At 43.4% G+C, this 12,291-nt stretch carries 10 protein-coding genes; 6 read left to right on the forward strand and 4 right to left on the reverse strand.

Annotated features, from left to right (window positions below):
• Positions 1-285: 285 nt before the first annotated feature.
• The 6 genes from Q8M62_RS11495 to Q8M62_RS11520 all read left to right on the forward strand — a co-directional run bounded on the left by Q8M62_RS11495 (position 286) and on the right by Q8M62_RS11520 (position 8,988).
• Positions 286-858, forward strand: coding sequence for a TlpA disulfide reductase family protein (locus tag Q8M62_RS11495; protein WP_304900502.1), 573 nt, complete (start codon positions 286-288; stop codon positions 856-858).
• A 98-nt stretch (positions 859-956) separates the two neighbouring features.
• Complete coding sequence (locus tag Q8M62_RS11500; RefSeq protein WP_304900463.1) at positions 957-3,290, forward strand: glycoside hydrolase family 95 protein; 2,334 nt, start codon at positions 957-959, stop codon at positions 3,288-3,290.
• Between the two features lie 53 nt (positions 3,291-3,343).
• Entirely contained in the window at positions 3,344-4,708 is a 1,365-nt protein-coding gene (locus Q8M62_RS11505) for an FAD-dependent oxidoreductase (protein ID WP_304900464.1), read from the forward strand.
• Positions 4,701-5,834 (forward strand): nitrilase-related carbon-nitrogen hydrolase, encoded by a 1,134-nt coding sequence (locus tag Q8M62_RS11510; protein WP_304900465.1) that lies wholly within the window; start codon positions 4,701-4,703, stop codon positions 5,832-5,834. Before Q8M62_RS11505 ends, Q8M62_RS11510 begins: the two co-directional genes overlap by 8 nt.
• A 3-nt stretch (positions 5,835-5,837) precedes the next feature.
• Entirely contained in the window at positions 5,838-7,070 is a 1,233-nt protein-coding gene (locus tag Q8M62_RS11515; RefSeq protein WP_304900466.1) for a peptidase U34, read from the forward strand.
• A 124-nt stretch (positions 7,071-7,194) separates the two neighbouring features.
• Entirely contained in the window at positions 7,195-8,988 is a 1,794-nt protein-coding gene (locus Q8M62_RS11520; RefSeq protein WP_304900467.1) for a hypothetical protein, read from the forward strand.
• Positions 8,989-9,092: 104 nt separating this feature from the next.
• Here the strand turns inward: Q8M62_RS11520 and moaCB are convergent, their stop codons facing one another.
• From moaCB to Q8M62_RS11540, 4 genes are all read right to left on the reverse strand, one after another.
• Positions 9,093-9,998: a bifunctional molybdenum cofactor biosynthesis protein MoaC/MoaB gene (moaCB, locus tag Q8M62_RS11525; RefSeq protein WP_304900468.1), complete on the reverse strand. Its 906-nt coding sequence runs from the start codon at positions 9,996-9,998 to the stop codon at positions 9,093-9,095.
• 110 nt (positions 9,999-10,108) lie between these two features.
• A complete protein-coding gene (locus Q8M62_RS11530; RefSeq protein ID WP_304900469.1) occupies positions 10,109-10,555 on the reverse strand; it encodes a molybdenum cofactor biosynthesis protein MoaE in 447 nt (148 codons plus the stop codon).
• 7 nt (positions 10,556-10,562) lie between these two features.
• A complete protein-coding gene (locus tag Q8M62_RS11535) occupies positions 10,563-11,633 on the reverse strand; it encodes a HesA/MoeB/ThiF family protein (protein ID WP_304900470.1) in 1,071 nt (356 codons plus the stop codon).
• Position 11,634: 1 nt separating this feature from the next.
• Complete coding sequence (locus tag Q8M62_RS11540) at positions 11,635-11,874, reverse strand: MoaD/ThiS family protein (protein ID WP_304900471.1); 240 nt, start codon at positions 11,872-11,874, stop codon at positions 11,635-11,637.
• Between the last annotated feature and the right edge of the window lie 417 nt (positions 11,875-12,291).

A 12,291-nucleotide genomic window follows, 5' to 3' on the forward strand; every position in this document is an offset into this window, starting at 1 on the left:
ATTTCAGATTTACGATTTTAGATTTACGACCTCATCCTTCATCATTCGAAATTCCTCATTCGACGTTCGATATTCATTATTTATGGATTGGAAAAATTAAAAATTGAAAAATTGGAAGATTGGGTTGGAAGGTGGGAATGCTGTAAGGTTGTAAGATTAAATTCCCGACACTTCAACATTCGATATTCAGCGTTCGATAGTGAATATTAAAAAATATCGAATATCGAATAATGAACACCCAATTTCGAAGACTATACTTCGTACTTGGTACATTGTACTTAATACATAAAAATGAAAAAAGAATTTAAGTCTTGGGGCCTGATCTTGGCCTTTTTTGCATTTCTCTACTTCACAGGATTGCTTCCCGTGATTCAGGGTGGACTTCAGTCTGTCTTACTTTCTACAGGTTTGATAAAGCCTAAAATCGAAATTCCGGACCTGACCAACCAAAAGTTTGACTACCGCGGTCAATTCAAGGACTTTGAAGGAAACCTCATCGACCTTCAAGATTATCGGGGGAAAACTGTTTTTATCAACCTTTGGGCTTCTTGGTGCGGACCTTGTCGAGCTGAGATGCCACACATTTCCGAGCTTTACAAATCAGTAAAAGACACGCCTGATCTTGCATTCCTGATGATCGGGTTAGACAATGATTTCAATAAAAGTAAAAATTTCATGGAGGGTAAATCCTGGACTTTCCCCACTGCCCATGCGAGCTTTGGACTCAATCAAAGTCTTCAAAGCGGATCCATCCCAACTACTTTGGTGGTGAATAAAGTTGGTAAAATCGTCTTTTACCAAGAAGGCATGAGCAATTTCAATACCGACGAATTCCGAAATTTTCTCCTCGCCCAATAGCAAAGCAGTCTATTTGAGCATTCAACGGGCTTTTTTAAGAAAACCGGTTGGCAGGTTTAATGATTTATCGTAATCTTAAATCCCAACCCAAGTAACCGATGAAAAAGACCCTAGCCATACTCCTTTTTTCATTTTTCACTGTGCTTACCACTTTTGCACAAAAATCAGTGCTTTGGTATGAAAAACCAGCCGAAAAATGGGAGGATGCACTTCCAATCGGCAATGGAAGACTTGGTGCTATGGTTTTTGGCATTCCGGGCAAAGAGCGGATTCAACTTAATGAAGATTCACTTTGGCCGGGTGGACCGGAAGATTGGGGTTTGGCCGAAGGAAAAAGAAAGGATCTTGAGCTAATCCGGGATTACCTGATTGCAGGAGCACATCAAAAAGCCGATTCCCTGTTGGTTTTGAAATTCTCCAGAAAAGGGCTGACTCGATCTCATCAGACGATGGGCGATTTGTGGTTGGATTTTGATTGGAAAGAAATCACGGATTACAAACGAAGTCTGGATTTGGACGAAGCTATTTCCTACACTGAATTCAAAAGCGAAGGATATCAGGTGATACAGGAGACTTTTGCTTCGGCTCCAAATCAGGCTATTTTGATAAAACTCCACACGACCCATCCCGATGGATTCCGAGGCCTGATCCGCATGGACCGTCCTTTGGATCAAAATTTCCCAACTGCTGTAACCAATGCCATAAATAACAACTTACTCGAAATGAAGGGCATGGTGACTCAGCGTGGCGGACAGCTAGACTCCAAGCCTTACCCGATTTTGAATGGAGTCAAATTCAAGGTCCTTTTGCTGGCGCAAAATCAGGATGGCGAAATCAAGGCTACCGACGAAGGCCTTCAAGTGAACGGGGCCAAAGAAATTCACTTAAAACTGGTAGCCGAGACGAGTTATTACCACCGGGAATTTGAAAAAACTGCAGAGGACAATCTTGATGAGATTGCCTTCAGCAGTTGGGGCCAATTACAACAAGCACATCTGCGAGAATATAAATCCTGGTATGATCGGATGAGTCTGAGTTTAGTAGAACCAGCCACAGATGATACTCCCACAGATCAACGAATTCAAAATATAAAGGCAGGTCAAACAGACCTACACCTCGAAAAATTACTTTTCGATTTTGGACGCTACCTTTTGATTTCATCCTCCCGTCCCGGCACCAACCCCGCCAACCTTCAGGGGCTTTGGAACCAACATATTTCGGCTCCCTGGAATGCGGATTATCATTTGAACATCAATCTGCAGATGAACTATTGGCCGGCTGAAGTCACCAACCTGAGTGAGCTTCACATGCCACTTTTTGACTTCACTGACGGGTTGATCGAAAATGGAAAAAAAACAGCTTCCTACAATTTCGATATGCAGGGAGCCATGCTTCCGCACACGACTGATATTTGGAAAATCCCCTTTCTCCAGGCAGCCACAGCCTATTGGGGGAGTTGGATCGGAGCTGGAGCATGGCTTGGAAGGCACTATTGGGAGCATTATTTGTTTACTTTAGATCAGGATTTTTTGGAAAAAAGAGCCCTGCCGGCCTTAGAACAACTCACCCTTTTCTATTCCGATTGGCTGATTACAGACCCGCGTGACGGCACCTTAGTATCGGCACCATCCACCTCACCGGAAAATCAGTTTATCAATGAAAAAGGACAAAAAGCCGCCGCTACGATGGGTGCTGCCATGGATCAGCAGCTGATTGCCGATATTTTCACCATCTATTTGAAATCAAATGAACTCCTCGGCAAACGCTCAGCACTGTCAGACAAAATCCAAACCCAACTGGCACAACTTCGCCCGGGAATCCAATTGGGATCGGATGGAAGAATCCTGGAATGGGATCGGGAATATGAAGAGCCGGAAAAGGGCCATCGCCATATGTCTCACCTCTACGCCTTCCACCCGGGAGCTGCGATTACCCAAAGTGGTACGCCAGAATACTTTGATGCCGTAAAAAAGACTTTGGACTATCGGTTGGAAAATGGTGGTGCCGGCACAGGATGGTCAAGGGCTTGGTTGATCAATTTTTCCGCAAGACTCATGGATGGAGAAATGGCCTACGCCCATATCCAAAAGCTATTGGAGACCGGCTTGTACAACAACCTCTTCGATGCTCATCCTCCTTTCCAGATTGATGGAAACTTTGGATATACAGCAGGGATAGCCGAAATGCTCCTTCAGTCCCATGAAGAGGGAATCATTCGAATCCTCCCTGCCATACCAAATGCTTGGCAAAGCGGATCGGTAAAAGGGCTGAAGGCAAGAGGAGGATTCACCTTGGATTTTACTTGGGAAAGTGGTGAAGTGAAAACCATCAGACTGCATTCTTTAAATGGCAGGAAGGTGATCCTTTTTGCCGATGGATCAGAAATCGATCTGGAACTAAGGGCTGGAGAAAGTATTGAGATGGAGTTTTAAAACCTATTTAACTGCCAGATTCCAGACCTGAAAAAATTTCCTATCTTCCACAAATGAGCAAGTTGTCACCCCTAGTTATCATTGTCGGAGGAGGATTTTCAGGTATTGCTGCCGCAAAAAAACTTCACGAAGCAGGAATTTCATTCTTGGTTTTGGAAGCAAGAGACCGTCTGGGTGGACGGGTGTTTACCAAAAATCTTTCAGATGACCTTTATCTTGATCTGGGTGGTCAATGGATCGGTCCGACCCAAAATCGGATGTACCAGCTTTGCGAAGAACAGGGCTTGGAGACTTTTGAGACGTACGATCAGGGAAAAAACATTCTTGATCTGGGCGGGAAGATCAGAACCTATGCCGGCCTGATTCCAAAAATGGATCCTTTTTCGCTCATAAATCTGGATCTGATTATAAAAAAACTGGAAAGACTTGCTCGGCAAGTGGACATCAATACTCCCTGGACTCATCCAAAAGCCAATGCATATGATAGTGTATCTCTGGATTATTTCGTCCGGAAAAACAGTTTGACCAAATCTTGTGAAAAGGTCATCCGGGTGGGATGTGAAACGATATTCGCCTGTGAGCTAAATGAAATCTCTCTCCTTCACGCTCTTTTTTATATCCGATCAGGCACTTCGCTAGAATGCCTCATCAACATCAAAAATGGTGCTCAGCAGCACAGAATCAAAGGGGGAATGCAGGCCTTGGTGGAGCAGATGGCCCATCCGTTTATTGATAAAATCCGCTTTAATTCTCCCGTAATCAGCATAGAGAAAAAGGAGAAAGAAGTACGGGTTATCTGCGAAAATATGGAGTATTCAACCCGGAAAATAATCCTTTCCGTCCCCCCTCCTTTATTGGCCAAAATAAGGTTTACACCTGAATTGCCGGTAGAGAAGCGACGCCTTTTAGAACGCTATGCCATGGGGCATGTTGGCAAATGTTTCATGATTTATGGTAAGCCCTTTTGGAGAGAAAAAGGATTCAGTGGCCAGGTAGTTTCTGACAAAAATTCCCCGTTTCAGACCCTTTTCGATTGCTCACCATTTGACGGGAAATTTGGGATAGTCATGGGATTCACCATCGGTAATAGGGCCAAGTCCTATTTCCTACAAAATGAAATGGAAAGAAAGTCCAAAATGCAGGAAATATTGGAAGTCTATTTTGGACCTGAAGCGAAGCATCCTGTAAACTATCTGGATTATACAATGAGTGATGAAACCTGGTCTTCGGGATGCTACGCAGGTCTGATGCCCACCGGAGCTTGGACAGGATTTAGGGACGCCTATAGAAAACCGGCGGATCCGTTTTATTTTGCAGGAACAGAAGCTTCTACCCGATGGAACGGATATATCGAAGGCGCTGTCCTGGCAGGTGAAGCGGCCGCTCATCAGGTTATAAAATCCTTGGATCATGACTAATCGGGTTATCAGTTTTCTGATCTTATGTCTGTTTGTTTGGCTTATTTGGTCCAATTCGGGAAAAAAACCCAATCTGCCCAAAACTGAAGATTTTATTTCAACAGTTCAGGAAATCAACCCCTCAGACAGTTTAACGAAAGCGATCATTGGAATTCAGCCATATATGGTTTTGGAGGACTACCTGACCAAGGAGCAGTTCAAAGATAAAATCGGAAAATACATCCTCAGAGCCCAGGAGGAGGGTTTGATCAAAGACAATACGATTCTGTTATTCCCAGAGTACTTGGGCACTTGGTTGGTTATAGCAGGAGAAAAAAGGAGCTTGGCAAAGGAAGAAACTCTGGAAAAAGCACTAAGAAAAATGGTGCTTAGCAATTTTTTCAAATTTATATGGAACTGGTTGAGGGCCGGAAAAGAAAAAGATAAAGCCGCAGCTGCAATTTTTCGAATGAAATCCCAATCCATGGCGAAGAGCTATTACTACACCTTCAGCGAATTGGCCAAGGAAAGTAACACCTATATCGCTGCAGGATCAATCATTCTTCCTGAACCATCCGTACAGGATGGAAACTTGAAGGTTAATGTCAGTGGTCCACTTTACAATGCCTCGTTTATTTTTGGTCCGGATGGTAAAATTATTGGAGGACCTATCTTAAAAGCTTTTCCTATAGAATCTGAATTACCGTTTGTCAATGCAGGAAAAGTTTCAGAAATCCCTGTTTTTGATCTTCCTTTTGCTAAAACATCACTCCTAATCTGTGCGGATAGTTGGTTTCCGGAAGCCTATAAGTCGATTGATTCAAAAGGGGCTGAAATCCTGCTGGTCCCTTCCTATTGTACTGGAAACGGGACAATGGCAAAATCTTGGAAGGGGTACAGTGGACAGGCTGCACCCAAAGAAACAAACCTTGGGGATATCAATTCAATTACTGAAGCGCAAGCTTGGGAGAAGTATGCTTTGCCGGGACAATTGAGCAAAACCAATATTCAAGTTGGCATGAATGTTTTCCTACGAGGAGCCCTTTGGGATTTAGGCGCCGATGGTCAACCATTGGTCTATTTTCAGGGTAACCTTATTCCAGTTTCTCATGCAGAAAAGGCCGGAATCTGGTCTTTAAATTTCTAAGCGATGTGCGACACCTTGGTTGCCCTTCCGGCAAAAACTAAAAATGGTCACTTAATCCTGGGGAAAAATTCAGACCGGGAACCACTCGAAGCCCAAGAGTTAATTCGGTTTGCCCGTAGAGAATGTGAAGAAAAACAGGTTGCATGTACTTACATTTCTATTCCTCAGGTCGGAGAAACTTTTGAAGTGGTCCTCTCCAAACCTTTTCAAATGTGGGGTGCTGAGATGGGAGTAAATGAATTTGGGGTTGTAATCGGAAATGAGGCAGTTTTCACCAATGTCAAATTCAGTAAGGATGAGCTTGGACTTACAGGAATGGACCTGCTACGCTTGGCCTTGGAACGCAGCACTTCAGCTAAAGCAGCCTTGCGTACAATTATGGATTTACTTGAGGAGTTTGGGCAAAATGCATGCGGAGGATACCAGAACAAGGATTTTTATTACCACAACAGTTTTTTGATCGCCGATCCTGACAATGCTTTCATTCTTGAAACCGCCGGAAAATCCTGGGCCTACAGAAAGGTGGAAAACACAGGTAGCATCTCCAACGGACTGACAATTGGAGAAGATTATCTGGAAGTAAATTGGAAAAATGAGCCCCGAAACTTCCAGAAACTTTTCGCTGGTAAACGGGAGAATTTCCGGGAGTACTTCTCGGACTTACTTTATACCACAGCAGGTAAATCCAAGCTTCGACAGGCTTGTACTTTAGGCTTTTTGGAAAAAAAAGAAAAGCCAGGAGTCTTGGATTTTATTCAGGTTTTACGCCAACATAATATGCCATACGGAGAATTTGAATCCAAAAAAGCAACTACGGGAAGTATCTGCATGCACGCCACCGGTTTCACCAATCCATCAGACACCACAGGAAGTATGGTAGCAGAAGTCAGAAAAGGACAACCTTCAACGGTTTGGTTGAGTGGAACCTCCTACCCCTGCCTGAGCTTATACTTACCTATTTATTTTGGAAAAGAGCTGGACCCCAAAATATTCTCTCCTAGTGCAAATCCGGACCAAAGTCTTTGGTGGCAGGCTAAAAAAATCCATCTGCAGATTCTGAAAAATTACAAAAAGCTTCAACCTGAATACCGCATGCAGCTGGATGAAATCCAAAACAAGTGGATTGAAGAAGACTTTAAACTGATCCAACTGGGCGCCAAAGAAGAGGAATTACAGTTGTTTTCAAGTTTATGCTTGGATCAATACAGGGATATACTGAGAAAATACCGGACATAGATCCATTTTTTTATGATCAAAATCAGTTGGTGACAAAGCATATAACAGCTAAGTAATATGGGTTAAGTGTGCTGTTGAAGGTAATTTTGAACATTAATCAGTATCAATTACCCGCACGCTATCAATGCATCAAACTTCAGGACTTCACACATTTCATATCCCTGTGATGGGATTGGGATATACCGTTGACACCCCACTCAAAGTCGCCAAATTTGGAATTTCCAGTGTAGTTTCCATCATGGATGATATCCTTCTGGAAGACATGAGAAAAATCCATTCTCAAAAGCTAAATCTACCTTTTGAACCTATTTCAGAAGAGGAGGAAGACTACCGGGCCAAGCGGATTCAGGCTTACCTTGACTTTCTACATACTGTCATCCAATCGCAGCTTGAGACATTGAAGAGCGAAAATTGGAACAATGACGGGATCATGAAGGAGCTGGTAGCACTGCTGCCCAAAGAAAATAAGATTGCCCGATTATTTGAAGCCTATCTCCTTGCTGATCATTTTGAGAAATGTGATTTAAAATCTCAGATCCTCACCTTGTTGACGCCTGGATCAATCGATGTCAATATTATGACCAAGGTAGATAAGCTCAATTTCGACAAGGAAGGAATCGAACTTCCACGGGAATATTCGGATGCCTTATCAGCTTTGAGAGGCTTTGGGAAAAGTAAATTGGAAGCCGCCGTGGTTTTTTCAGCTGGAATGAATCCTGCACTTTACAGTTATGTGGAACAGTTTTCCGACTTTTTTCCAAACGAAAAAGGGGAAATCAAAAAACGAATAATTCTAAAGGTAAGTGATTATCGATCTGCCCTGATCCAAGGAAAATTCTTGGCTAAAAAAGGCCTCTTCGTGTCCGAATTCCGGATTGAATCCGGTCTAAACTGCGGAGGTCATGCTTTTGCAACAGACGGATTTTTGGCAGGACCTATATTGGAAGATTTCAAAACCAACAGGGAAGAACTCATCGAAACGATCAGGCAATCCTGCAATCAGGCATTGCTGGCCAAGACACAGGCTCCTTTGGCCGAAAGTGAATCCATCAAAATCACCTACCAAGGTGGAATCGGTACAGCTGGTGAAGACAACTTTTTGAGAAATTATTATCACTTGGATGGTACAGGTTGGGGCAGTCCGTTTTTGCTCGTCCCCGAAGCTACCTCGGTAGATGATGAAACGTTACAGCGCATTATCGAAGCCAAAAAATCGGATTTCTACCTGAGCCATGCTTCACCTTTGGGTATTCCGTTCAATAATTTAAGAACCAGCAGCGGGGAAAAACAACGCTTGGAGCGAATCGAAAAGGGCCGCCCGGGAAGCCCTTGCTACAAGAAGTTTTTGGCCTTCAGTACTGAATTCACAGAAAAGCCGATTTGTACAGCTTCGAGGCAATACCAAAATCTCAAAGTGAAATTATTCAATGACGGGAAAGTAAGCCGGCGTGAATTAGATGAAATCCTGGAAAAGGATTGCCTGTGTGAAGGACTGAGTGCGCCCGCTATTTTAGCACAAGGTGAACTACCCAGAAGAAACCTCAAAGCAGTGACTATCTGTCCAGGACCAAACTTAGCCTATTTCAAAGGGATCTATAGCCTCAAAGAAATGGTCGATCATATCTATGGCAAAATCACCCTCACGCTTGATTCAGACCGCCCGCATGTTTTTGTAAAAGAAGCTCAATTGTATGTGGATTACCTGAAAAAAGAATTTCAAAAACTGATTCCCGAAGCTCCTACCAAGCAGGAGGCCTATTTGGAGAAATTCAGGAAAAACCTCGACATAGGCCTTACATATTACCAGAATTTAGTCAATTCTATCAAACTGGATTCAGAAGAAATTCTCGAAAAAATGAAAGTTCAACTTGAGGAATTGAAAGCTGAGCTAGAACAATTAAAACCGGTTCTAAGCTAATTCAACTAAAAAGGTAGCTGATAAGCTGCCTTTTTATTTTTGACCGGTTTTATGAGTGCCCAATTTAATTCTTAAACCTTCCTTGGTGCTTTGGCACTTCCAGATTAGTGTCTTTCACCCGAGAGCACTTTAAACGCGTGCAAAACTGCCGGGAAGACCGCATCCAAAGATTCTCCTGCACCAGCCGCCGAACCCGGCAAAGCCAAGACAAGCATCTTCCCCATCGTGCCTGCAACTGATCTTGATAGCATGGCTGTCGGGACACGCTGCTGACCGTAGCTACGGATAGCTTCTTCAATTCCGGGAATCCGACGATCCAAAAGCGGCTCCAAGGATTCAGGAGTAAGGTCTCGGGGTGATAGTCCTGTCCCTCCTGTATAAATCAAAATATTGATTCCCAAAGCCAAGGCATCATTTGCAGCACTTTGTATTTGGTCGCTGTCGTCAGGGATGACTTTGTAATCCAAGACCTGAATACCAAAGCGCTCTAATTTTTCAATGATCACTTTTCCCGATTTGTCCTCCCCCACTCCTTTTGCTATTGAGTCAGAGCAAACAATCACTGCCGCGCTTAATTCGCTGAAATCGGTCTTTTGATCTGACTTCCCTCCTCTTTTTTCAATCAATTTGATTTGCTCAATACTGATACCCTTGTCTATTGGCTTGAGCATATCATACATCGTCAGTGCTACCACCGATGCGGCATGCATTGCCTCTACTTCCACTCCGGTTTTGTAAATCGTATGAATTTCCACCAAAACTTTAATCTCCATTTCTCCAAGTTCATAGCTCACAGCGGTGAACTCGATGGGAAGTGGATGACAATCCGGAATCATATCCGCCGTTCGCTTTGCTGCAAAAAGCCCGGCCGTCTTAGCCATCTCAAGTACATCTCCTTTGGGGACCCCATGGTTTTTAACAGCAAGAATGGTTTCCGGCATACTGACCTTGACGATTGCCTGTGCTATGGCTTTTCTCAGCGTAGGACTTTTGTGCGTGATGTTGATCATAATTTTTTGTTTTTGTCAAGGGTCAACAGTCGACTGTCAACCGCAGGTCACTGCAAGCCCTCTACAAATCAGTTGAACCACCATCGGCCGTGGACTGTGGACAGTTGACTTTACACATTTACTTTCCAGACATGATTATCAGTGTCCAGAATTTCCTTGCCCCAAACCGGAAGGTCGGCTTTGATTCGCTCCACAAGCTCATCGCAAGCTTGCATAGCAGCCTTACGGTGTTTGGAGGAGGTAAACACAAACAGACAAAGTTCACCGACTTTCACTTCTCCCAAACTGTGATAAATATGCATACAGGTCAGCGGATACTTGGCAAAAATAGCCTCACGAATTTCAAATGCCTTCTCCAAAGCCATTTCTTCATAGGCGGTATAGTCAATGGCGATGACTTTACCTTCCGGTTTTTCATCAGATCTTACCTGTCCCAGAAAAATGCTGTGCCCTCCGATAGCCGTATTGGAACTGTGGTTGGCTATGGACTTGGCGATTTTCTCAGGTGAAATAGGTCCCTGAACGAATATATTTTTTGGAGTCCTTACTTTTTCCATGGCCTAGTTAGTTCTTTTTTAGTGCGTCGATTCCTCCTTTGATGGAGTAAATCCGCTTTTCTGGAAATTCATTTTGGAGCTGTTCAGCTGCCTTTTGGCTTCTTATTCCGCTTTGACAAAAGAACAGGACCTCATCTGCATCTTCCAATTGGCTCAATCGATTTGCCAACGTAGATAAAGGGATTTTTATCAGTCCAGTACACTCCAAGGGAGGTAATTCTCCCGGTTCTCGAACATCGACAAAGGCGATATCCATTCCCATTTTACCCATTGCCTCATCCCATGTCAATTGCTTAATTCCCTCGCAGGCAAGTTCGTAATCCATTTGCTCAAAAGCCTGGAAAGAATTTGGAATGGAACTTCCGGAGTTTGGATTTGCTGCGATCTCTACCTCATAGGTTTGAGAGGAGCGGCTATTGAAAAAGAGTACGCGATTTTTCAGCGGCGTCCCAAAATCTGTCAAAACTTTGATCACTTCCAGTGCCATAAGGTTGCCTATAATTCCTGGCAAAACACCCAAAACTCCTGTTTCAGAGCAGTTGGGAATCTCCTTTGCAGCAGGCATCTGCGGATACAAATCCCGGTAGTTGAGCCCGTTTTCTCCCAAATTAAAAACAGAAACCTGCCCCTCATGCTGATAAATTGCTCCAAAAACCAGTGGTTTACCGAGTAATACGCAAGCATCATTCACCAAATAGCGCGTGGGGAAATTATCCGACCCATCTATCACCAAGTCATATTCAGCGATGATTTCCAAGGCATTTCCCACTGAGATAAATTCAGGAATAGCTTCAATTTGAATGTCGGAATATTTGCCTTTGAAGTAGGAATACACCGCTTCGACCTTGGGCTTCCCAAGGTCTTTTTCCCCGTATAAAACCTGCCTGTTTAGGTTGGAAATAGATACTTCATCGCCATCCATCACTCCGATTTTTCCCACTCCGGCCGCCGCAAGGTAAATCAATACGGGACATCCCAAACCTCCTGCACCGACCAGCAGCACTTTGGAGTTTTTAAGTTTTTGCTGTCCTTCTATCCCAAAGCCCGGGAGAATAATCTGTCTTTCAAATCTGCTCATATCATCCTCCTGAGAATGGTGGTAATAATGCTATTTCGGCCCCGCTTGGGATTTCCTGATTTCCGCTGACCAGCTTTTTATTGATCGCCAGGCTGAATTTAACAGATTTCAGTACTGGAAATTTAACCAGTAAAACCTCCAGTAATTCGGAAGAATCTCCTGAATAATCAATTACCAACTCAGCCAAACCGATCTTTTCAGCGACCATTCCAAAGGCTTTGATGTGAATTGTATTGGGCATTTAAAAACAATTTTGATTTTAAAGATAACAGAATAGAAAATGGCAGCGATTAAATTAAGATGAAAAACAATGGGGCTGCAGTTATTTTTGAAGGATTTAATACCTTTTAAGGGATCACAGATTAGGCTGATGAATTCAGATTAAAATCAACTGTGAATATCTGCGCCATCTGTGAGAAACCTTTTCCGAGGTGAAAAAGCCACCCCATCACCTGCTTCACCGCAGCAAAAGCCTATCTTCTTTAAATTGCATTCATGACCTTTTTTTCGCTCACAGATCACGCTGATGAACTCAGATTAAAATCAACTGTGAATATCTGCGCCATCTGTGAGAAACCTTTTCCAAGGTGAAAAAGCCACCCCATCACCTGCTTCACCGCAGCAAAAGCCTATCTTCTTTAAATTGCATTCATGACCT

The organism is Algoriphagus sp., assembly GCF_030694375.1.
Taxonomy (GTDB): domain Bacteria; phylum Bacteroidota; class Bacteroidia; order Cytophagales; family Cyclobacteriaceae; genus Algoriphagus.

What these genes read in the sequence shown, in the direction of transcription:
- Q8M62_RS11500 (WP_304900463.1), top strand. Translation starts at nt 957, where the DNA reads ATGAAAAAGACCCTAGCCATACTCCTTTTTTCATTTTTCACTGTGCTT.
- Q8M62_RS11505 (WP_304900464.1), top strand. Translation starts at nt 3,344, where the DNA reads ATGAGCAAGTTGTCACCCCTAGTTATCATTGTCGGAGGAGGATTTTCA.
- Q8M62_RS11510 (WP_304900465.1), top strand. Translation starts at nt 4,701, where the DNA reads ATGACTAATCGGGTTATCAGTTTTCTGATCTTATGTCTGTTTGTTTGG.
- Q8M62_RS11515 (WP_304900466.1), top strand. Translation starts at nt 5,838, where the DNA reads ATGTGCGACACCTTGGTTGCCCTTCCGGCAAAAACTAAAAATGGTCAC.
- Q8M62_RS11520 (WP_304900467.1), top strand. Translation starts at nt 7,195, where the DNA reads ATGCATCAAACTTCAGGACTTCACACATTTCATATCCCTGTGATGGGA.
- moaCB (WP_304900468.1), bottom strand. Translation starts at nt 9,998, where the DNA reads ATGATCAACATCACGCACAAAAGTCCTACGCTGAGAAAAGCCATAGCA.
- Q8M62_RS11530 (WP_304900469.1), bottom strand. Translation starts at nt 10,555, where the DNA reads ATGGAAAAAGTAAGGACTCCAAAAAATATATTCGTTCAGGGACCTATT.
- Q8M62_RS11535 (WP_304900470.1), bottom strand. Translation starts at nt 11,633, where the DNA reads ATGAGCAGATTTGAAAGACAGATTATTCTCCCGGGCTTTGGGATAGAA.
- Q8M62_RS11540 (WP_304900471.1), bottom strand. Translation starts at nt 11,874, where the DNA reads ATGCCCAATACAATTCACATCAAAGCCTTTGGAATGGTCGCTGAAAAG.